Genomic DNA, 19,862 nt, shown 5'->3' with positions numbered 1-19,862 from the left:
CGCATGCGGCAGAGTGGTGCAGGGCGGAGGCCATGGCCCCCGCCCCCAGTTACATCAGAACTGCAGTGCAGGGCAGCTGTCGTTCTCGTAGTAGCTGACAACGCTTACGTTGCCATCGATGATGTCGCGACGGGCACTTTCAATGGCCGAGCTCATTTCTTCGCTCACCAGTTCCGCGTTGTTTTCATCCATCGCAACGCCAACGCCATCTTGTGCAAGACCCATGGTGTAAACACCGGTCTGGACGTCTTCGCCAGCTTTCATGGCGTCATATACAGCAACGTCCACACGCTTGAGCATCGAGGTCAGGACCTTGCCCGGGTGCAGGTGGTTCTGGTTGCTATCGACACCGATTGACAGGATGCCTTCGTCGGCTGCGGTTTGCAGAACGCCAACACCGGTACCGCCCGCAGCGGCGTAAATCACGTCAGCACCCTGGCTGATCTGTGCTTTGGTCAACTCCGAGCCCTTCACCGGGTCGTTCCATGCTGCAGGGGTGGTGCCTGTCATATTGGCAACAACGTTGATGTCCGGGTTTACGGACTTCGCGCCTTGTGCATAACCACAACCAAAGTGACGGATCAGAGGGATATCCATACCACCGATAAAGCCCACTGTGCCGGATTGGGACGCCATCGCCGCCATCATGCCGACCAGGTATGATCCTTCATGTTCGGCAAATCCGATCTGGCGAATGTTCGGGGCTTCCAGCCAGGTCACGTCGACCGCAACGAATTTGGTATCCGGATAGTCACCTGCCACTGCAGCCAATGGATCGGCCATGGCGAAGCCCATTGTGATAATCGGGTTTGCGCCTGCTTCGGCAAAGCGGCGAAGCGCCTGTTCGCGTTGCGCTTCCGACTGAAGCTCGATCTCGCGATAGCTTTTGCCGGTCTGTTCCGCCCAACGCTGAGCGCCATTATGCGCGGCTTCGTTGAACGATTTGTCGAACTTGCCACCCAGATCAAAGATAAGGGCCGGTTCTGCCATAGCAGCACCTGCTGTTAGTGCAACCGCAGCGGCTGCGCCCATCAAGGATTTCATAAATGTCATTTGTTACTCCCGTTGGCTGTTATCGGTCCGGGGCTTAATCCCCCGGTACCCACTCAGAGCGAGCATACCTGTTGTGATGGCGGGAATTGAAGCTGTTTGCAACAGCTTCGGTCAACACATTTTTGACCATATGGTCTAAAAAAGCGAATATTTTTCGCTCAGGGGGCGTTCCATGACGATCGCATCGGCGTTCGGGCCACTTTTGCGATGATAATAGGCTGCGCGATTGCCGCATGGCGTGTATCCGCAGGTTTGGTACAGAGATATCGCCGAATGGTTATCTGAGGCAACGTCCAGAAATGCACGGATTGCACCGAGTTCTCGTGCCTTGGCGTGCCAGTCTGCCATGATGCGCCGCGCCAGCCCGCGTCTTTGGTAGTCTGGACGTGTCGCGATCGTGAGCAGCTCGGCCTCTTCGCCGATCACTTGAATGAGAGCGAAAGACCGTTTGTCACCAACTACATGGGTAAAGCGATTGGCGATCAGATTGCTGAATTCTTCAGCGCTCCACGGGCGTGACTGTGTGAAGGCTGCGGCGTGGGTTTCTGCCATGTCCTGTGGTGTCATTCGTCCAAAAGCACCGGTGGTACATCGCTGGAGGGAGCCGCATCTGCAGGGCGGACATAAAGCGGAGCAGGTGGCGCTTGAACTGTCGTCCAACGACCAGCAGCCACCTGGGCGATCGCACGGGCCTGCTGTTCTGGGTCCTCGCAGAAATACAAGGGACCAATATCGTCAGCGGCATGACGTGAGGTCAGGTAAGGCGCGCGCCCCTTAGGCTGCACATAAACCTGATCGCGCGGTGCAGCTATCGCCGGGAGATGCCCGTCGGGCGCAATTTCCGCAACTGCATCAAACCCCGACACCCCAACCGCCGGCACGCCGAGCCCAAGCGCCAATCCGCGCGCTGCGGATACCGAGATTCGGATGCCGGTGAAATTCCCGGGGCCGATTCCGACGGCGATCGCATCAAGGTGCCGCCATGTGCAATTGTTCCGGGTCAGGATTTCTTCAAGCAAGGGCATCAACCGTTCCGCCTGCCCACGAGCCATCGCTTCGGCGTGCGATGCGATAATCTTGCCCTCTCGCAGCAAAGCGGCCGCGCAATGCGCGGCCGATGTATCGAATGCCAAAATCGTCGGTTCAGACGGCAACAGGGCGAACCTCGGTCACTTCGGGGATGTAGTGACGCAACAGGTTCTCGATCCCCATTTTCAGCGTTAGGGTCGAGGACGGACAGCCCGCGCAGGCTCCCTGCATGTGCAGATAAACAACGCCGCGGTCGAAGCCGTGGAAGGTGATGTCACCGCCGTCCTGAGCCACAGCAGGACGCACGCGGCTATCCAGCAGATCTTTGATCTGGTTGACAATCTCTGCATCTTCGCCGGTGTGTTCAGCGTGGCCCGAGGCGGTCTCTGCGCCTGCGCCCATAACCGGTTGGCCGGACTGGTAATGCTCCATCACAGCGCCGAGAATTGCGGGCTTGATGTGATCCCACTGCACGTCATCAGATTTGGTTACCGTGACAAAATCGTTGCCGAAGAACACGCCTGTTACGCCGTTTACACCGAATATGCGTTTGGCGAGCGGAGATTTTTCTGCAGCGTCGGCGCTTGGAAAATCAGCGGTGCCTGCTTCCAGAACCGTCTGGCCGGGTAGGAATTTTAGTGTGGCCGGGTTGGGTGTGGATTCGGTTTGAATGAACATGGCGCGGCTCCGTCTAAGATGCACCTGATATGCGCGTCCGTGCGGGGGAAGTCAAGATTTGGAACCGTTCTAAATTGCGGCGGCGTAAGAAATCGCATCATCCAGACGATCATCACCCCAGAACAGCTCGTCCCCAATAACGAAACTCGGCGCACCAAAGATGTGTTTAGCCTTGGCCTGAGTAACTTGCTCGAACAAGGCAGCCTTGATCGCGGGGTCGCTTATCCGATCCATCAGATCAGTCGAAACGCCAGATTTGGTAAGGCACTCAACCAGAACCGCCGGATTCGATATATCACGACCGGAACCAAACTGCGCAGAATAGACAGTGCGTACAAAGGCTGCCCGTTGATCAGCTGGTTCGATCGCCAGCGCTAGCCTTGCTGCTTTCAAGCTGTTTTGCGGAAATGGCTCAGGCCGCCGAAAAGGTAAATCGCGCGCGGCGCAAAGCCGTTCCATGTCTCGCCACATGTACCGACCTTTTGCTGGGTAGAGGTTGAACGGCGAGTTGTTCCATCCCTGTTCAGCAAAGATCGGCCCCAGAAGGAATGGGTGCCATTCTACGGCAACTCCATATTCCGAAGCCGCCTGCTGAATACGCATCGCGCTGAGATAAGAATAGGTCGATGCGAAGTCGAACCAGAACTGCAGCTTCGCGGACATAAATTTACCTCAGGTGATGGCTTCCAGCTTCTCTTTGCTCAGATCACCGGGCACGATGGTAATCGGAATGGGCAAGCTTCCAGAGTTACGGGTCAGTTGTGTCACCAACGGTCCGGGTCCTTTTTTGTCAGTACCTGCACCCAGAACCAATACACCGATCTCGGGATCGGATTGGACATGTTCAATGATTTCGGCCACCGGATCGCCTTCGCGGATTGCCAATTCGGGCTCGACACCCTGTTTGTCGCGCATCCATTTGGCGAACACCTCGAAATGCGCGTGAATACGTTCACGCGCTTCTTCGCGCATCACCTCGGCAACACCGATCCAGTGGTTGAATTCGTCCGGTGGAATTACCGAAAGAACCGTAACCCCGCCGCCAGTATGTGCCGCACGCATTGCGGCAAAGCGCATGGCGTTCAGACATTCGCGGCTGTCGTCCAGAACGACTAGGAACTTGCGCATGTTTGTCCTCGTTTGTTTTCGGGATCATGCCCCACAGGGTAAGCAGTGGCAATTGAAACAGAAAAGGAGCAGATCAGCAATTGCTTGCAGCCCAATCCCAGTACATCTCGCGTGTGCGACGGGCGATTGGGCCCACCTGATACTGTGTGTCATCCAGCGCGGTGATTGGCGTCACTTTGCTCATGTTACCGCTCATGAACACTTCGTCCGCGTCGTGAAAGTCATCGAAACTCAGCACGGTTTCATGCACGGTTACCCCGTCGGCGCGCAGGTTTTTGATATGCCGCGCGCGTGTAATCCCGGCCAAGAATGTCCCATTGGGGATTGGAGTAAAAACCTCACCATCGCGCGCCATGAAGATATTTGCGGTCGCAGTCTCGGCCACATGCCCCATCGCGTCGGCCACAAGGGCGTTTGAAAAGCCCTTGCTGCGTGCCTCCTGCAACATCCGGGCATTGTTCGGATACAGGCACCCTGCCTTTGCGTTGACCACAGCGGATTCCAGAACAGGGCGGCGGAACCGAGTGGTTGTCAGCGTCGCCGAGGCGGTTTTGGGTGCCATTGGGATTTCTTCAAGACAGATGGCAAAGCCAGTGCTGTTTTCCTGAGGGACGATGGCGGTGTGATCCCCGTCGATGCCCCAATACATGGGGCGAATGTAAACGGCGGTGTCAGGTGCGTAACTTTGCAACCCTTCGTGAACCAGATCGACCATCTGTTCGGTTGTTACAGAAGGTGTCAGCATCAGCGCCTCGGCTGAACGGTTCACGCGGGCACAATGGGCATCCAGATCCGGGGTCATACCATCAAAGTACCGGGCTCCGTCAAACACCGATGAGCCCAGCCATGCGCCATGGTCAGCAGCGCGCATGATCGGTGCGTCCCCGTCTTGCCATTGGCCGTTGAAATAGGTGCGGATGTTTTTGCCGACTGCCATTGCGCCCTCCCTCAAGCTTCGGGGAAACCTAGGTTGGGGCTGACGCAAGGTCCAGCAGATTATCCATGGTGCTGAGGCAGCGCGTCGCGTTTGACCATGGTGCGCAAAGCGAAGTTTGATCGTAGGTTTCGAATGCCCGAAATTTTCATAAGCCGGTTTTCCAGAAATGCATCAAACGCATTGAGGTCTTTGGCAACCACGCGCAGCAGAATGTCGCGTGATCCGGTCATAAGGTAGCATTCCATCACCTCGTCGCAGCGACGAATCGCCTTTTCGAAGGAATCGATGGCGTTGCGATCCTGTTTCTCTAACTCGACTGACACAAAGATTGTAACGCCGAATCCAAGCCGCTCGGGGTCGACCTGTGCGGCGTAGCCGGTGATAATCCCGTCCCGTTGCAGCCGATCCAAACGCCGTGCGCAGGGTGTCGGGGACAGCCCGACATGCTCCGCCAAATCGATGACAGTCATACGGCCATCGTTTTGAAGGGCGCGGATTATCTTGGAATCGATATCATCCATGGCGAAAAACTCCACAAAAGTTTTCAATTTTAGATGTTAGCACCAAAAATTTCCCTGATATAGTGACAAAAGGGTGAAAATCACTCGATGATAGGTGGCAAACTCTCGGAAGCACTCCGGAGGAGAAGAATGGACATCACCATCGTAGACGCGCCAGAGCACGAGCGCGTGGTCGAATTCAAAGATAACTCACTTGGTCTATTGGGCTACATCGCGATCCACTCAACGCAACGTGGCCCCGCTGCGGGCGGTGCGCGTATGCGCCCTTTCGGCCACCCAGCCGAGGCCCTGGACGATGCTTTGCGACTGGCAAGGGGCATGACGTTCAAGAACGCCGCGGCTGATCTGCCGCTCGGGGGAGGCAAGGCTGTCATTATCGGGGATCCTCATGAGGATAAATCACCTGAACTTTTGCAGGCCTTTGGGCGCGTGATTCAAGGTTTGAACGGTTTGTACTGGACGGCAGAAGATATGGGTATGACGCCTGCAGATATGGCGCATATCGGGTCTGAAACCGAATTTGTGGCTGGACTGGCGGAAGGTGAGTTCGCCAGCGGTGATCCGTCTCCGATAACGGCGCGCGGGATATTCAATGCTATCCGGGTGACAGCGCAGCACCGGTTCAGGCTTTCTGGCCTGAAAGGCCTGACGGTATCGGTTCAGGGTCTTGGCCATGTAGGCGAGCATTTGTGCCAGTTGTTGCACGATTCTGGTGCGCAGTTAATCGTAACTGACATCGACACCCGGCAAGCGGCCCGCGTGGCCGAACGGTTTGCGGCACGGGTCGTTGCACCCGATGCGATCTACGGCGTTGAAGCGGATATCTTTGCGCCTTGTGCGATCGGCGGCATCCTGAACGAAACGAGTATTCCATTACTGAAAGTCGGCGCTGTGGCCGGAGGGGCAAATAATCAGTTGTCCAGCGATCGGGACGCGCAGTTGCTCCACGAGCGTGGCATTCTTTACGCCCCTGACTTCGTCGCCAATGGCGGTGGTATCGTGAATGTGGCGACGGAAATCCTGCGTGTCGCAGAGCGTGAAGCTTGGGTCGCCGGTAGGTTGCAGGCGCTGGAGCAGACGATGGATCGCATCCTGACACGGGCCAAAGCCGAAGCGGTCAGCCCGCACGAAGTTGCGGAATCCATCGTGCACGAGATGCTGAGCCTGCAGGCGGCATAAGAGCCGACGGAACGAAAAACGCCGCCCGAGAAAGGGCGGCGTTCTTTTTTGGATTGCGATCGCGTGGTCAGGACTTGCCCGCGCCGACCATCCCTACAATCTCGTAGGTCTGCTGCAGAATCGGGGCCGCGATTGCGCGTGCCCGTTCAGCACCTCGGGCGAGAATCTGATCAATCTCGGCCTCTTCGCCCATCAGGCGCGCCATTTCGGTTGAAATGGGTGAGAGTTTCGAGACCGCAAGTTCTGCCAACATTGGCTTGAACTCACCGAATTGCTTCCCGCCAACCTCAGCCAGCACTTGTGCGGCCGTCTGGTCGCTAAGCGCGGCATAGATATTCACCAGATTGCGCGCCTCAGGACGGTCTTCAAGGCCATCGACCTCCGATGGCAAAGCGTCCGGGTCGGTCTTGGCTTTACGGATCTTCTTGGCGATGGCGTCGGCATCATCGGTCATGTTGATCCGCGTCATATCAGACGGGTCTGACGACGACATCTTCCGGGACCCGTCACGCAGGTTCATCACACGGGGCGCAGGCCCACCGATGACCGGTTCGGTTACCGGAAAGAAATCGACGCCATAGTCATGGTTGAACTTGATTGCGATGTCGCGCGTCAGTTCCAGATGTTGCTTCTGGTCTTCACCAACAGGCACATGGGTCGCGTGATAGACCAGAATGTCTGCCGCCATCAGGGCAGGATAGGCGAACAGACCCAGCGAAGCATTCTGCGCATTCTTACCGGCCTTGTCCTTGAATTGCGTCATCCGCTGCATCCAGCCGATCCGGGCGATACAGTTGAAAATCCAGGCCAACTGAGTGTGTTCCGGCACTTGGCTCTGGTTGAACAAGATAGATTTCTCAGGGTCGAGGCCAGCGGCAATGAACCCCGCGCAAACTTCGCGAGTCTTTTCACGCAGACGATCCGGATCTTGCCAGACAGTAATCGCGTGGAGGTCGACCATGCAGTAGACGGTCTCGTATTCCGGCCCCTGCATATCCACGAAACGTTTAAGTGCACCCAGGTAATTACCCAAGTGCAGGTTTCCTGAAGGCTGGATGCCGGAAAACACGCGCGGCGTGAATTGGGTCTCGGTCATCGAAGGAAACTCCTGTCTGGAAAAATCAGCCCCCGTCGCTTACCCATGAGGCCAAGGGACGTCAACAGCCGCGAAAGGCCAGCCCAATGAGCAGTGAGCATTATACACCGCCCGTGAACCCTCTGCCGCCGGTCGTGGTGGCGCTGGTTCTGTTCATCATCGGGATTGAACTGATCTTCTTGCTTGGCAGCAGGGGCTTGGTCGGAGGGCCGACTGCTGTTGGTTGGCGCTTGGATGCGTTGCAGCAATATACGTTTTCGCCCGATATATTCGATTGGATGGTCCAGAACGGGCGCTGGCCGTTCGAACATGTGATCCGCTTTGTCACATATCCCTTTGTTCAGGCCAATTTCACACAAGCTGTGTTTGTCTGCGTGTTTGTTCTGGCGATGGGGAAGATGGTGGCTGAGGTCTTTGGCAGCGTCGCCATGCTGATCATATTCGTCTTGTCCGGTGTCGGCGGAGCGTTGGCCTATGCGGTGCTGTTGAACCCGCCATATCCACTGGTTGGTGGGTTTCCTCCGGTCTACGGGCTAATCGGTGCGTTCACGTGGTTGCTATGGCGCAAGCTTTCTCTGGTGGGTGAAAACCAATCGCGCGCATTCAGCCTGATCGCGGTTCTTATGGGCATTCAGTTGCTGTTCGGTCTGATCTTCGGTGGGACCTCGGATTGGGTCGCCGATCTGGGCGGTTTTGCCACCGGGTTTGGTTTGTCTTTCTTTCTGGCTCCGGGTGGATGGGCGCGTATCCTTAGCAAAACCCGGCGGGATTGATGCGCCTTAGCTACGGCGCAGCGCTGTGCGGAACTCCGAAATCCGGAAGGCGCCAAAGATGTGCCCCAACAGGAAGTAGGCCACCGCCGCAGTTACAATGAGCACGAGCAGCGCAAGGTAACGCCAGCCTGGTACTTCGAACATCCAGCCGAAGAGGTTAATGGCCGCAAACAACACCACCCCCATGCCAGCCGATGCCGCCACGACCCGCCAGATCCGCTGTTTGAACCGGTCATCAAATCGGGCTTCGTCGCCCATTCTGCGCGCGCCGATTGCAAGCAGCGCAACCATGGCCCAGCCAGCAGTCGACGCTGCGATTGCGGGCGCAATCCACCCGACAATGGGATAAAGCCCAAAGGCAAGTCCGGCATTCACCACCATCGCAACCACTGCGTATCGAAACGGTGATTTGGTATCTTCGCGGGCGAAGAACAAAGGTTGCAGTAGCTTCTGCAGCATGAATGCGGGCAGCCCGATACCATAGATGGCCACGGCCAAGGCGGTCGCCGCTGTATCTTCGGCGCTGAACTGACCACGTTGGAACAGGACCGAGACCAACGGGCCGGGGATGATCATAAAGGCAACCGTTGAAGGCAAGGTCAGCAGCAGAGTAAACTCTCCGGCTCTTGAAAAGGCGTTGCGTGCTCCATCTTTGTCGTCCGCGCGCAGGCGGCGTGACAGGTCGGGTAACAGCACGATGCCGACGGCGATGCCAACCACTCCGAGCGGCAGTTGATACAAACGATCTGCGGCAAACAGCCAACTGACTGCCTTTTCGGTTTTTGATGCCACAAGCTGTCCGACCACAAGATTGACTTGCGTTACGCCCATGGCCAACGCCGCAGGAACCGCGATCCGCACCATGCGGCGCATTTCCGGGCTGAGCTTTGGCCAACCGGGCCGAATGCGAATTCCCGCGCGTTCGGTCGCAATCCAGACAAGCGCTAATTGCGCGATGCCTGCGACTGGGATGACCGCGATGAGCCAGCGTATGATTTCTCCACCAGATATCGCGCCAAAGATTAACGCGGAGCAGGCGAATATGTTCAGCAGCACAGGAGCGGCGGCTGCAGCGGCGAAGCGCCCGGTAGCGTTCAATACTCCGGAAAACAGCGCAGCGAGGGACATAAACAGGATGTAGGGGAACACGACGTAACCATAATCCACCGCCAGATCGAAGCGTTCATCACCATAGAATCCTTCGGCGGTTATCCAAACCAACGCGGGCATGAAGACCATCGCCAGACCGACTAGCGCCAGCACCGCCACTGCCAACAGGTTAAACGCATCCTGTGCGAAACCTTCGGCGTCTTCACCGCCTTCAAGGCGTTTTGAAAACATTGGAACAAAGGCTGCGTTGAATGCGCCCTCGGCAAAGAAGCGGCGGAACATATTGGGTAGTCGGAAGGCTGCGACGAAAGCGTCCATCACCGGTCCGGGCCCGATATAAGCGGTCAGCAGGATTTCCCGCAAAAAGCCCAGAATGCGGCTTGCCAAGGTCCAGAACCCAACGGTGAAAAAGCCCGAAATCAGGCGGATCGGCTTCATGATGCAGCCCGCTCGGCACCTTCGGTGATGGCCGCACGCAGCTTGGCTTCCAACCCGCGTTGCTTGGCCTCAGAGTGGTATTTCAGGCCGAACATATCCTTGACATAGAACGTGTCGACCACCTGTTCGCCATAGGTGGCGATCACTGCGTTCGCGATATAGACATTGGCGGCTGCCATCGTGCGCGTCAAATCATATAACAGTCCGGGCCGGTCGCGGGTGTCGACTTCGATGATCGTGTAAATCTCTGAACCTTCGTTGTCGAAGGTGATATGGGTCGGGACGTTGAAGGCGCGTTCGCGCTTCTTGATCTTGTCGCGGGATTTCAATGCGTCCCGTGCGACAACCTCACCCCTGAGTGTCTTGTGAATCATCTGGGTCAGCCGAGGCAGGCGCGTGGCCTCGAAGGGATGGCCCTCGGCGTCCTGAACCCAGAACGCATCAGTTACATATCCGTCTTTCGTCGTATAGCTGCGGGCATCAACCACGTTGGCTCCTACAAGGGCAAGTGCCCCCGCTATGCGAGAAAAAATACCCGGATGATCACCCATGGCAAAACACGCGCGGGTGGCGTCGCGATCCTCATCCGGATGCAGACGGATTTCTACGGCACCCGGATCGCCGCTGTCCTCCAGCGATTTCAACATTTCCGCGAATTCGACATGTGTCGAAAGGTTCAGTCCCTGCCAATACGGATCATAATGCCGCCCGGTTTCGGTTTTCAGGTCAGATTTGGACCAGTTTTCCAATTCGGCCCGCAACCGCTTTTTCGCCCCATCTCCACGATTGGCTCGGTTAAGCGCCTCCATCCCGGATTCCAGTGCGTGTTTGGTGTCAGCATGCAAAGCGCGCAGCAATGTAGCCTTCCAGTTGTTCCAGGTCGTTGGTCCGACACCGCGGATGTCACAGACTGTCAGCACAGTCAGCAAGTCCAGCCGTTTGACGGTTGCAACAGCTTTCGCGAAATCGCGGATTGTGCGCGGGTCTGAGATGTCGCGTTTTTGCGCCATATCGGACATCAGCAAGTGATAGCGTACAAGCCATTCGACGGTTTCCGAATCCGCCTTGCTCAGCCCTAGTCGTGGCGCCACTTTGCGCGCGATTTGCGCACCCAGAATCGAATGATCTTCGGGGCGTCCTTTGCCGATGTCGTGCAGCAACAGAGCCACGTATAGAACCTTTCGGCTAACACCACCCTCCAGGATGGATGACGCCAAGGGCAGTTCCTCGATTAACTCTCCTCGCTCGATCTGCGCCAAATTGACGATGCACTGGATCGTATGCTCGTCCACCGTATAGCTGTGATACATATTGAACTGCATCATCGCCACGATGTGCTCAAACTCGGGCAAAAAGGCTGACAGAACCCCCAACTCGTTCATGCGTCGCAGGGCACGTTCGGGGTTGCCGTGTTTCAGCATTAGATCAAGAAAGATGCGCCGCGCCTCTTTGTCGTTGCGCATCTCATCGTCGATCAGGTTCAGGTTGGCCGTTACCAACCGCATTGCGTCGGGATGGATCAGCATACCCGTGCGCAAACCCTCTTCGAACAACCGTAACAGGTTGACCTTGTCTGACAGGAACGTGTCAGGGTCCGCGATATCCAGACGGCCATGGACCACGCGGTAACCGGCCTTGACGCGGGGGCGACGGCGGAAAATACGTTCCAGCAAGGCCGCGCCCTTCATGTGCGAGGCTTCCAGTTTGGTCAGGAAAATCCGTGTCAATTCGCCCACACGGGTGGCTTCGCGGAAATAGCGTTGCATGAACACCTCGACGGCGCGCCGACCGGCGCGGTCTTGATATCCCATACGATCGGCCACCTCGACCTGCAGATCGAAGGTCAGTTGTTCCGTCGCGCGGCCCGTCACCAGATGCAAATGAGACCTGACGGCCCAGAGGAATTCTTCGGCTTGCGCGAACTCGTCAAACTCTTCGGGCGTAAAGAGGCCCATAGGGACCAGTTCGGCCACGTCCGTTACGCCATAGATGTATTTTGCGATCCAGTAGAGCGATTGCAGGTCGCGTAAGCCGCCCTTGCCCTCTTTGACATTGGGTTCGACCATATAGCGTTCACCCTGCTTCAGGTGCCGCTCATCGCGCTCTTTCAGCTTGGCTTCGATAAATTCCCGCTCGGTGCCTTTGAAAAGATCGGTCTTCAGGCGCGCTTCAAGTTCTTGCGCAAGGGGCTGATCCCCGACGAGATACCGTTGTTCCAGCATGGCGGTACGGATGGTGAAATCATCGGCCCCCAGACGCAGGCAATCTTTGATCGTGCGTGAAGAGTGACCGACCTTCAGCCGCAGATCCCAGAGAATATAGAGCATGGATTCGATCACGCTCTCGGCCCAGGCGGTGATTTTGTACGGCGTCAGAAAAAGCAGATCTACATCGGATGACGGGGCCATCTCACCCCGGCCATAACCTCCCACTGCCAGCACAGCGATTTTCTCGCCTTGCGTTGGATTTGCCAACGGATGCAGATGCTCGCTGGCGATGCGCATTGCTGTCCCGACCATCTGATCCGTCAGATAGGTATAGGAATGCGTCAGCGGCAGTGCATCAAATGGGCGCTCGGCAAAGGCGTCCGCAATCGCCTTGCGGCCTGTCTTTTGCGCCTCTCGCAGAATGCGCACCGTCTCGGCGCGCAAGGCTGCGTTGTCCGAACTGATTTCAACAGCGGCGGACAGGTTGGCATTGACCTCGGCGTTGTTAAAAATCTCGTCAGCCGTGCAGATCAGATTGACATCGGGCGCAGAGCCCTGCGCCGGTCGATTAGAATCCGGCGCCAGAGAAGCTTTGTGGGGCAGGGTCAATCACAACCACCTGTTTGTTCTGGATCGTGGCAACAGCCAGACCGCGTTCGTTCGTACCGTTCGGCCGCAGGCGGAAAATACCGCCGACACCCTGAAAACCGGCGTTCTGGGTTAATGCTGCACCTGTCAACGCGTTCGATTTGCCCTGGCTGACCAAGGCTCCGATCGCAGCGATTCCGTCATAGGCAAGCCCGCTGATCGGGTGTGGTGCCTCACCGTAGGTGTTGTTGTAACGCTGGCGATACGCCTGTGCCTTTGCCGGATCGGGAAGTGCGAACCAGCCACCTTGTACGCCAGGCAATTCCAGCGTTTGGGCTGGAATGTCCCAACGTGTCAGGCCGATATACTGAGTTGTCGCAGGAGACACACCAGCCTCGGGCAACAACTGGCTGTAAAGCGGCAGCGCGCCTGCGGTTGTCGCGGTCAGGAAAATCGAATCTGCGCCGGTCGAATCGACCGTTGCTTTAATCGCCGAAACAGAATCGATCACGCCCTGCTGTGACCGGTCATATCCAACTGTGCCCGCATTGTTGACGCGGCTGTTGCTGAGCGCGGCAGCGATGGCAGACTGGCCTAGCTGGCCCGCTGAGTCATTGCTGTGCACAATGACAGTACTGTTTTTACCCTGCTGTCCGGCGTAGTTCACCAGCCTGTTGGCCGTGTTCTGGAAAGTGGGGCCAAGCACATAGACATTGCCGCCCGCAATGCTGGTGTTGTTCGAGAAGGACAGCACGTTCACATTGTTGTTTAGCACCGCAAGTCCTGCCGCGTTTGCGGCTTGTGCGTACACTGGCCCAAGAATGATCTTGGCCCCGTCCGCTACAGCTTGCTGTGCAACCGCCGAGGCCGTTCCGGCATTGCCGGCCGTGTCGTAGACGCGCAGATCAATCTTGACGTTCGGCAAATCCGCTATAGCCAGCCGCGCTGCGTTCTCAAGGCTACGGGCAAGGGCCGCATCGCCAGACTGAGGTGATCCGCTTGGGACCAACAGGGCCACCGGAACCGGGTTAGAGGTGTCGATCGAAGGCCCTCCGCTGATGCCGCCGACTTCACAGGCGGCCAGAAAAGCGGCCGTGGCCAGTACAATGGCGGATTTCGCCAGTTTGCGTGCGGGCTTGCAAACGGTAAACATCTAAAAGAAAACTCCCTGATCCGGCGTCTGAGGGCACCTTGGTCTATTGAACCGCGATAATAAACGTCACGCTGTGAGGGTCCAGCTTTGAATTTCCAAAAGATCAGATTGGCCACTGGGCTGTACTTTATTGCCACCCCAATCGGGACGGCACGCGATATTACGCTCAGGGCGCTCGATGTTTTGGCCTCGGCAGACATGATTGCTGCCGAAGATACACGCAGCTTGCGACGTTTGATGGAAATCCATGGCGTGCCGCTCGAAGGGCGCCGCATATTGGCCTACCACGATCACAGCGGTGCGGGCGCGCGGGGCAAAATACTTGAGGCGCTGGAACAAGGGCAATCGGTGGCTTACGCGTCCGAGGCGGGAATGCCGCTGATCGCCGATCCCGGCTATGATTTGGGCCGTCAGGCGGCTGAGGCTGGGCACAACGTGACATGTGCACCGGGACCGTCTGCTGTTTTGACGGCGCTGACATTGGCGGGGCTTCCCACGGATGCATTTTTCTTTGCCGGGTTCTTGCCCAATGCCTCTGGCGCACGGCGTTCACGAATCGAATCCCTGCGCAGCGTCCCCGGAACGCTTGTCTTCTATGAATCGCCGAAGCGCGTGGCTGCCTGCCTCTCTGATCTCGCGGATATTTTGGGTGGAGACCGACAGGCGGCCCTGTGCCGTGAACTCACGAAGAAGTTTGAAGAAACTCGCCGAGGGACGCTCGCTGATCTGGCAACAGAGTACGAGGGCGCATCGGTAAAGGGCGAGGTGGTTCTGCTTGTGGATCGCGCCCATTCGCAATCTGTTAAGGACTCTGACGTAGAAGAGGCATTGATAAAAGCATTGCAAACGCATTCGGTGCGGGATGCGGCAGATTTGGTGTCAGAGATGTTCAGCCTGCCGCGCCGCCCGATCTATCAGATGGCTCTGAAGCTGGGAAAGGGATGATATGGCACAGAGATCCGTTCGGGGTTCTGTATCTTATCACGCTGGACAATCCGCCGAACTTTGCGCGGCCGCCGAATACGCGCGACGGGGTTATTCAATCGCAGGACGCAGGTGGCGCGGTGCTGGCGGTGAAATAGATCTGATCGCGCGCAACGCAGATGGGTTGGTCTTCATTGAAGTTAAGAAAAGCCGTAGTTTTGACCGCGCAGCCGCCCGGATTAGTCGCCGACAGATGGATCGAATTTGCGCATCCGCTGCCCAGTTTCTTGAACAGGAGCCTGCTGGTCAGCTGACGAATACTCGGTTTGATGCGGCACTGGTTGATGACACTGGAACTGTTCAAATCATCGAAAACGCCTTTGGTTTGGACTGACCCCCATTGAACCCGTCAAGCCTCTGCGCCATGTATCGAGCGTGGAATTGAGGGATACACCATGAAGATCGCCTTTCAGATGGACCCAATCGGGGCCGTGGATATCAACGCCGACAGCTCTTTCCGTCTGGCAGAAGAGGCTCAGGTGCGCGGCCACCAGCTGTTTTTTTATGGCCCGGATCAACTGGCTTACCAGGAAGGCAAGATCACGGCGCGCGGCCATGACATGACGGTGCAACGAGTCGCTGGCAACCCGGCAGTGTTGGGCCCTGAGCGTGAAGTGGACCTTGCTGAATTTGATGTCGTCTGGCTGCGCCAAGACCCCCCGTTTGACATGCACTACATCACCTCGACCCATTTGCTTGACCGGCTAAAGGGGCAGGCCCTGGTGGTTAACGATCCGTTTTGGGTGCGAAACTATCCCGAAAAGCTGCTGGTTCTGGATTTCCCTGAACTGACTCCGCCCACCACGATTGCGCGGGATTTGCGAACCATCAAGGCGTTCAAGGAAAAGCATGGCGATATCATCCTCAAGCCGCTTTACGGCAACGGAGGTGCTGGCGTGTTCCGTCTTGATGCGAATGACCGCAACCTGACATCGCTCCATGAGCTGTTCACCGGCTTTTCTCGTGAGCCATTGATTGCGCAGAAATTCCTGCCGGACGTGCGCAATGGCGACAAGCGGGTCATACTTGTCGATGGTGAGCCGGTGGGCGCCATCAACCGCGTTCCGGCTGAGGGCGAGACCCGCTCGAACATGCATGTGGGCGGGCGCCCCGAGAAAATCGGCCTGTCCGAGCGAGATATGGAAATCTGCGCTGCGATTGGACCGTTATTGAGGGAACGTGGTCAGATCTTTGTGGGGATCGATGTAATTGGCGACTACCTGACCGAGATCAACGTGACCTCACCCACTGGTATTCAGGAGCTTGAGCGCTTCAATGGCGTGAACATCGCCGAGAAAATCTGGCAAGCGATTGAGGCGAAACTTTAAGCTCCTGCTTTGGCGCTGATGCGAAAGCTCAGCGCCTCTGCGACATGGGGGCGGCGCACATCCGGCTCACCTTCGAGGTCGGCAATGGTGCGGGCCACGCGTAGGATGCGGTGAAAGGCGCGGGCCGACAGGCCAAAGCGTTCCGCGGCTTTCAGTAATAGTTCTTTGCCCTGGGCATCAGGGGCGGCGATTTCTTCCAGCACATTGCCTTCGACATCTGCGTTTTGACGGATATTTGGCGTGTCGCGAAAGCGATCTGCTTGTATGGCGCGCGCCGCTTCAACCCGCTCTGCGACGGTCGCAGAGCTGTCGCCGGTAGGCGGCAGGTCGAGATCGGTAAATCCGACCGGAGGGACTTCGATGCGCAAATCGAACCGGTCCATCAACGGCCCTGAGATACGCCCCAAGTAATCCTCGCCACAGACCGGTGCGCGTGAACAGGCGCGGGACGGGTCCGTCAGGTATCCGCATTTGCACGGGTTCGCGGCGGCTACCAGCATAAAGCGGCATGGGTATTTCACATGGGCGTTGGCACGGGCGACCATGACTTCGCCGGTTTCAATCGGCTGTCGCAGGGTTTCCAGCACGGTGCGCGGAAATTCGGGAAACTCGTCCATGAACAGGACGCCGTTATGCGCCAGTGAAATCTCACCGGGTTTCGCGCCTTTGCCACCGCCCACGATCGCCGCCATGGAAGCGGTATGGTGCGGCTCGCGAAACGGTCTGGCGCGGCTGATGCCCCCTTCGTCCAGTAAGCCGCAAAGCGACTGGATCATCGATGTCTCTAAAGCTTCGACCGGGCTCAGAGGCGGCAATATACCTGGCAGACGCGCCGCCAGCATGGATTTGCCGGAACCCGGTGTCCCGATCATGATCAGGTGATGCCGCCCGGCTGCGGCGATTTCCAAGGCGCGTTTGGCGCGCTCTTGCCCCTTCACGTCCCGCAGGTCCCGTGCGTTGAGTGATAGTTTCACTTCGCCCGGTGTCGCAGCGGGCAGCGCAGACTGACCGGTAAAGTGCCGCACCACATCCCCCAACGAGCCCGCTCCGATCACCTGAGTGGCGTCAACCCACGCGGCTTCGGCGCTAGAGGCGCTGGGACAAAGCAAGCTGCGATCATCGGCGGCTGCTGTCATGGCAGCGGGCAGCGCGCCGACGACGGGTACCAGAGAACCATCCAAAGACAACTCGCCCAACGCGACAGCGCCCTCGGCAGCATCCGCTGGGATGATTTCCAACGCAGTCAACAAAGCGACGGCGATAGGCAGGTCGAAATGGCTGCCCTCTTTGGGCAGATCGGCAGGCGAAAGGTTAATCGTGATCCGTTTCGACGGCAGCGCGATCGCCATCGAACTTAGCGCACTACGAACACGGTCCCGTGCTTCGGAGACTGCCTTGTCCGGCAATCCCACGATGGAAAAGGCCGGAAGGCCCGGTGAGACGGCGCATTGCACCTCGACCGGGCGGGCATCGACCCCTTGAAAGGCAACGGTGTGGGCGCGGGCGACCATGGCAATCCTGTTCTTGGTTAACAGGACGTTGCTGCCATGGCTGCGGTTTAGGAATCGTTAACGTCAGCAACCATCGCTGTAAATTTCGGCCACGCCTCGGGGTCGGCAACGGTTTTGTCCCGGCAAAACGGGTTACACAGGCCCCAAATCTTTCCATCGAGTTCCAGATAGTCTTGCACAGGCTTGCCGGAGTAGGGGCAGGCTGAATTGACCGAGGGGCCGGTGCTGACCGCGGAGGCTTGTGAAACTCCGCCGACAGGCCAGCTTAGGGCCGGCAGGTCTTGCGGATACGGGAAGGGTTCATACGCGACCGTCATGCCCATGGCGCGCCATTGTCGAACGGCGATATCTGAGAGCAGGTGCATGCTATACGCACGATTGACCTCGGACACAGGCAGGCCATAGCCGATAATGCGTGCCGCGACCGGCGTGTAGAAGACATCAGCCAGAGAGTATGCACCAAACAGCGGGCCCGACGTGGCGCCAGAGACCTTCCGTGCATGGGCCCAGAGGGTTTCGATCCGCTCCAAATCAGCCATCGTTTCAGATGACGGGCGGAACCCTTCCCAGCGATGTTTCAACTGCATAGGGCATTGCCCCCGCAGCGCTGTGAAACCGGCAACCATTTCAGTACATAGCCACCGTGCTGTGGCGCGGGCGGCAGGGTCTGACGGCCAAAGCCCTGCTTTGGGGTGGTGTTCGGCCAATGTCTCTGCCATCGCAAGGCTTTCGCCGACCACGGTTCCATCTGGCAAGCGCAGTGTGGGAACAAAGCGCGCCGGGGCCAGTGGTTCCATATCCGCCGCCATGGTGCCGGAATATAGGCCAATCATATGGGTGCGGTATGGCAGGCCGAATTTCTCAAGCATCAGCCATCCGCGCATGGACCAGCTGGAAAATAACCGGTCACCGATAAAGAGATCATATGTCATGCGGCAACGATGTCGGACAGAGGCCCATCGGTAAATCAGAGATTTGTGCGCACACCTATCACGGTCGGTGATTAATCCGACCTACAGTCCATCCATCGTTATGGCGCGTGATCTCGGTGACGGACAGGTTGTCGATGCGGTGACCAAACGCGTGTTGGGCGTCCACGTCCAGAGCGCGTTGGACCTGAGTCAGGATCACTCCGAAATGGGCGACCAGGACTAGGTCACATCCGGTATGGGCCGCGATCAGGGTGTCGACGACCCTATCGACACGCGCGCGGACCTCATTCCAGCTTTCCCCGTTTGGAGGCCTGGCCTCGCCCGGATTATCCCAGTAGGCAAAGCAAAGCTCGGGGTCTTCCGCCTCGATCTCGGCGAAGGGGCGCATCTCCCAGTTGCCGAAATTAATTTCGCGCAGATCGCGGTGGTGCGGAAGGCGGAGTCGCGTGCCTTGAATGGCGCTGGCCGTATCGCTGGCGCGTGACAAGTCTGATGAGATTACGACGGCATTGGAAGGCAGATGCGCATCAAGCCGTGCAATCGCGGCCTTATCACTCAAGTCGGCAGGAAGGTCGGACCAGCCTACCATAGTTTTAGCATGGGTGGGGCCGTGCCGTACCAAATGCAGGCGCGTCATAGGGGTTGCCCTTTGAGAACCAGCGGCAGCCCGGCCGTAACCTGCACCACCCGATCTGCCTGCGCAGCCAGAGCGATGTTCAGCCGTCCCTGCGCCTCGCGGAATCGACGGGACAAGGCGTTGTCGGGGACGATCCCGTGGCCGACTTCGTTTGATACCACGACGATCTGGGCGGCACAGGTCTTCATCGCCTCAAGCAGCCCGGCCTGTGCTTCCTCTAGGTTATTCTCTGCCAGCAGGTGATTTGTCAGCCACATGGTTGCACAATCGATCAGGCAAATCTGATCATTTGTCAGCTTGGCGAGTTCCGGCGATAGATCAAATGGCGCTTCGATCGTCGTCCACCCGCTGCCGCGTTGTGCAATATGTTGCCTGATTTTTAGGCGCATCTCGTCATCAAACACTTGTGATGTCGCAAGGTAAACGCGACTTTTCCCAGTTGAAACAGCAAGTTGCTCCGCAAAAGCAGATTTTCCGGATGCAGCGCCGCCTAGGATAAAGGTTAAATCGGCATGCACTTTTATTACCTTTCTGGTGATCCACCCGGTTTTGTCCTGCGTATCGACCACAAGTCGGCAAG

Annotated in this window: 21 protein-coding genes; 5 read left to right on the top strand and 16 right to left on the bottom strand. The window is 57.6% G+C overall.

Going from position 1 to position 19,862, the window contains the following annotated elements:
• Positions 1 to 54: 54 nt before the first annotated feature.
• The 8 genes from ACR0L9_RS14645 to ACR0L9_RS14610 form a co-directional block, all read right to left on the bottom strand.
• Positions 55 to 1,053, bottom strand: a complete 999-nt coding sequence (locus tag ACR0L9_RS14645; protein WP_170395841.1) for a BMP family lipoprotein — start codon at positions 1,051 to 1,053, stop codon at positions 55 to 57.
• 135 nt (positions 1,054 to 1,188) lie between these two features.
• The gene (locus ACR0L9_RS14640; protein ID WP_255612006.1) at positions 1,189 to 1,605 is read right to left on the bottom strand and encodes a GNAT family N-acetyltransferase; all 417 of its coding nucleotides are present in this window, start codon (positions 1,603 to 1,605) and stop codon (positions 1,189 to 1,191) included.
• Positions 1,606 to 1,616: 11 nt separating this feature from the next.
• Positions 1,617 to 2,207 (bottom strand): tRNA (adenosine(37)-N6)-threonylcarbamoyltransferase complex dimerization subunit type 1 TsaB, encoded by a 591-nt coding sequence (tsaB, locus tag ACR0L9_RS14635; protein WP_170465917.1) that lies wholly within the window; start codon positions 2,205 to 2,207, stop codon positions 1,617 to 1,619.
• Complete coding sequence (locus ACR0L9_RS14630; protein ID WP_170395847.1) at positions 2,197 to 2,760, bottom strand: NifU family protein; 564 nt, start codon at positions 2,758 to 2,760, stop codon at positions 2,197 to 2,199. Before ACR0L9_RS14630 ends, tsaB begins: the two co-directional genes overlap by 11 nt.
• A 69-nt stretch (positions 2,761 to 2,829) precedes the next feature.
• Complete coding sequence (locus ACR0L9_RS14625) at positions 2,830 to 3,423, bottom strand: 2-hydroxychromene-2-carboxylate isomerase (RefSeq protein WP_170423747.1); 594 nt, start codon at positions 3,421 to 3,423, stop codon at positions 2,830 to 2,832.
• A 9-nt stretch (positions 3,424 to 3,432) separates the two neighbouring features.
• On the bottom strand, positions 3,433 to 3,888 hold the full coding sequence (locus ACR0L9_RS14620) for a universal stress protein (RefSeq protein WP_074736907.1): 456 nt from the start codon (positions 3,886 to 3,888) through the stop codon (positions 3,433 to 3,435).
• Between the two features lie 73 nt (positions 3,889 to 3,961).
• Positions 3,962 to 4,825: a branched-chain amino acid aminotransferase gene (locus ACR0L9_RS14615; RefSeq protein WP_480895962.1), complete on the bottom strand. Its 864-nt coding sequence runs from the start codon at positions 4,823 to 4,825 to the stop codon at positions 3,962 to 3,964.
• A 59-nt stretch (positions 4,826 to 4,884) separates the two neighbouring features.
• The gene (locus ACR0L9_RS14610) at positions 4,885 to 5,346 is read right to left on the bottom strand and encodes an Lrp/AsnC family transcriptional regulator (RefSeq protein ID WP_480895961.1); all 462 of its coding nucleotides are present in this window, start codon (positions 5,344 to 5,346) and stop codon (positions 4,885 to 4,887) included.
• A 129-nt stretch (positions 5,347 to 5,475) separates the two neighbouring features.
• Here ACR0L9_RS14610 and ACR0L9_RS14605 point away from each other — a divergent pair, with 129 nt between their 5' ends.
• Positions 5,476 to 6,525, top strand: a complete 1,050-nt coding sequence (locus tag ACR0L9_RS14605; protein ID WP_480895960.1) for a Glu/Leu/Phe/Val family dehydrogenase — start codon at positions 5,476 to 5,478, stop codon at positions 6,523 to 6,525.
• A 67-nt stretch (positions 6,526 to 6,592) separates the two neighbouring features.
• Here the strand turns inward: ACR0L9_RS14605 and trpS are convergent, their stop codons facing one another.
• Positions 6,593 to 7,621: a tryptophan--tRNA ligase gene (gene trpS, locus ACR0L9_RS14600; protein WP_170423755.1), complete on the bottom strand. Its 1,029-nt coding sequence runs from the start codon at positions 7,619 to 7,621 to the stop codon at positions 6,593 to 6,595.
• Positions 7,622 to 7,707: 86 nt separating this feature from the next.
• Here trpS and ACR0L9_RS14595 point away from each other — a divergent pair, with 86 nt between their 5' ends.
• Positions 7,708 to 8,394 (top strand): rhomboid family intramembrane serine protease, encoded by a 687-nt coding sequence (locus ACR0L9_RS14595; RefSeq protein WP_170423757.1) that lies wholly within the window; start codon positions 7,708 to 7,710, stop codon positions 8,392 to 8,394.
• Between the two features lie 6 nt (positions 8,395 to 8,400).
• Here the strand turns inward: ACR0L9_RS14595 and murJ are convergent, their stop codons facing one another.
• The 3 genes from murJ to ACR0L9_RS14580 are packed head-to-tail and all read right to left on the bottom strand — an operon-like array spanning position 8,401 to position 13,890.
• Positions 8,401 to 9,942 (bottom strand): murein biosynthesis integral membrane protein MurJ, encoded by a 1,542-nt coding sequence (murJ, locus tag ACR0L9_RS14590; protein ID WP_480895959.1) that lies wholly within the window; start codon positions 9,940 to 9,942, stop codon positions 8,401 to 8,403.
• On the bottom strand, positions 9,939 to 12,758 hold the full coding sequence (locus ACR0L9_RS14585) for a [protein-PII] uridylyltransferase (RefSeq protein WP_480895958.1): 2,820 nt from the start codon (positions 12,756 to 12,758) through the stop codon (positions 9,939 to 9,941). The genes murJ and ACR0L9_RS14585 overlap by 4 nt, the downstream gene beginning before the upstream one ends.
• Complete coding sequence (locus ACR0L9_RS14580; RefSeq protein ID WP_480895957.1) at positions 12,718 to 13,890, bottom strand: penicillin-binding protein activator; 1,173 nt, start codon at positions 13,888 to 13,890, stop codon at positions 12,718 to 12,720. Before ACR0L9_RS14580 ends, ACR0L9_RS14585 begins: the two co-directional genes overlap by 41 nt.
• Before the next feature lie 87 nt (positions 13,891 to 13,977).
• Here ACR0L9_RS14580 and rsmI point away from each other — a divergent pair, with 87 nt between their 5' ends.
• The 3 genes from rsmI (at position 13,978) to gshB (ending at position 16,202) form a co-directional block, all read left to right on the top strand.
• Positions 13,978 to 14,835: a 16S rRNA (cytidine(1402)-2'-O)-methyltransferase gene (gene rsmI / locus ACR0L9_RS14575; protein WP_480895956.1), complete on the top strand. Its 858-nt coding sequence runs from the start codon at positions 13,978 to 13,980 to the stop codon at positions 14,833 to 14,835.
• A gap of 1 nt (position 14,836) precedes the next feature.
• Positions 14,837 to 15,208, top strand: a complete 372-nt coding sequence (locus ACR0L9_RS14570; RefSeq protein WP_480895955.1) for a YraN family protein — start codon at positions 14,837 to 14,839, stop codon at positions 15,206 to 15,208.
• 61 nt (positions 15,209 to 15,269) lie between these two features.
• Entirely contained in the window at positions 15,270 to 16,202 is a 933-nt protein-coding gene (gene gshB, locus ACR0L9_RS14565; RefSeq protein WP_480895954.1) for a glutathione synthase, read from the top strand.
• On the opposite strand, the gene ACR0L9_RS14560 is transcribed toward gshB, so the two are convergent.
• From ACR0L9_RS14560 to cobU, 4 genes are read right to left on the bottom strand one after another with little or no spacing between them, the layout of a single operon-like run.
• Entirely contained in the window at positions 16,199 to 17,713 is a 1,515-nt protein-coding gene (locus tag ACR0L9_RS14560; RefSeq protein WP_480895953.1) for a YifB family Mg chelatase-like AAA ATPase, read from the bottom strand. The genes gshB and ACR0L9_RS14560 overlap by 4 nt on opposite strands.
• A gap of 47 nt (positions 17,714 to 17,760) precedes the next feature.
• Complete coding sequence (locus ACR0L9_RS14555) at positions 17,761 to 18,645, bottom strand: glutathione S-transferase (RefSeq protein WP_480895952.1); 885 nt, start codon at positions 18,643 to 18,645, stop codon at positions 17,761 to 17,763.
• Between the two features lie 58 nt (positions 18,646 to 18,703).
• On the bottom strand, positions 18,704 to 19,282 hold the full coding sequence (locus ACR0L9_RS14550; RefSeq protein WP_170664050.1) for a histidine phosphatase family protein: 579 nt from the start codon (positions 19,280 to 19,282) through the stop codon (positions 18,704 to 18,706).
• Complete coding sequence (gene cobU / locus ACR0L9_RS14545; protein WP_170408461.1) at positions 19,279 to 19,800, bottom strand: bifunctional adenosylcobinamide kinase/adenosylcobinamide-phosphate guanylyltransferase; 522 nt, start codon at positions 19,798 to 19,800, stop codon at positions 19,279 to 19,281. The genes ACR0L9_RS14550 and cobU overlap by 4 nt, the downstream gene beginning before the upstream one ends.
• Between the last annotated feature and the right edge of the window lie 62 nt (positions 19,801 to 19,862).

Source organism: Ruegeria sp. I3 (assembly GCF_056532525.1).
This window is presented reverse-complemented; position numbering and strand designations above follow the sequence as displayed.

Excerpts from the sequence above, each read along its gene's own strand:
- ACR0L9_RS14630 (WP_170395847.1), bottom strand. The coding sequence starts at position 2,760 with ATGTTCATTCAAACCGAATCCACACCCAACCCGGCCACACTAAAATTC.
- gshB (WP_480895954.1), top strand. The coding sequence starts at position 15,270 with ATGAAGATCGCCTTTCAGATGGACCCAATCGGGGCCGTGGATATCAAC.
- ACR0L9_RS14555 (WP_480895952.1), bottom strand. The coding sequence starts at position 18,645 with ATGACATATGATCTCTTTATCGGTGACCGGTTATTTTCCAGCTGGTCC.
- ACR0L9_RS14550 (WP_170664050.1), bottom strand. The coding sequence starts at position 19,282 with ATGACGCGCCTGCATTTGGTACGGCACGGCCCCACCCATGCTAAAACT.
- ACR0L9_RS14620 (WP_074736907.1), bottom strand. The coding sequence starts at position 3,888 with ATGCGCAAGTTCCTAGTCGTTCTGGACGACAGCCGCGAATGTCTGAAC.
- ACR0L9_RS14570 (WP_480895955.1), top strand. The coding sequence starts at position 14,837 with ATGGCACAGAGATCCGTTCGGGGTTCTGTATCTTATCACGCTGGACAA.
- ACR0L9_RS14615 (WP_480895962.1), bottom strand. The coding sequence starts at position 4,825 with ATGGCAGTCGGCAAAAACATCCGCACCTATTTCAACGGCCAATGGCAA.
- trpS (WP_170423755.1), bottom strand. The coding sequence starts at position 7,621 with ATGACCGAGACCCAATTCACGCCGCGCGTGTTTTCCGGCATCCAGCCT.
- ACR0L9_RS14610 (WP_480895961.1), bottom strand. The coding sequence starts at position 5,346 with ATGGATGATATCGATTCCAAGATAATCCGCGCCCTTCAAAACGATGGC.
- ACR0L9_RS14580 (WP_480895957.1), bottom strand. The coding sequence starts at position 13,890 with ATGTTTACCGTTTGCAAGCCCGCACGCAAACTGGCGAAATCCGCCATT.
- ACR0L9_RS14605 (WP_480895960.1), top strand. The coding sequence starts at position 5,476 with ATGGACATCACCATCGTAGACGCGCCAGAGCACGAGCGCGTGGTCGAA.
- ACR0L9_RS14625 (WP_170423747.1), bottom strand. The coding sequence starts at position 3,423 with ATGTCCGCGAAGCTGCAGTTCTGGTTCGACTTCGCATCGACCTATTCT.
- murJ (WP_480895959.1), bottom strand. The coding sequence starts at position 9,942 with ATGAAGCCGATCCGCCTGATTTCGGGCTTTTTCACCGTTGGGTTCTGG.
- ACR0L9_RS14640 (WP_255612006.1), bottom strand. The coding sequence starts at position 1,605 with ATGGCAGAAACCCACGCCGCAGCCTTCACACAGTCACGCCCGTGGAGC.
- ACR0L9_RS14560 (WP_480895953.1), bottom strand. The coding sequence starts at position 17,713 with ATGGTCGCCCGCGCCCACACCGTTGCCTTTCAAGGGGTCGATGCCCGC.
- ACR0L9_RS14595 (WP_170423757.1), top strand. The coding sequence starts at position 7,708 with ATGAGCAGTGAGCATTATACACCGCCCGTGAACCCTCTGCCGCCGGTC.
- ACR0L9_RS14645 (WP_170395841.1), bottom strand. The coding sequence starts at position 1,053 with ATGACATTTATGAAATCCTTGATGGGCGCAGCCGCTGCGGTTGCACTA.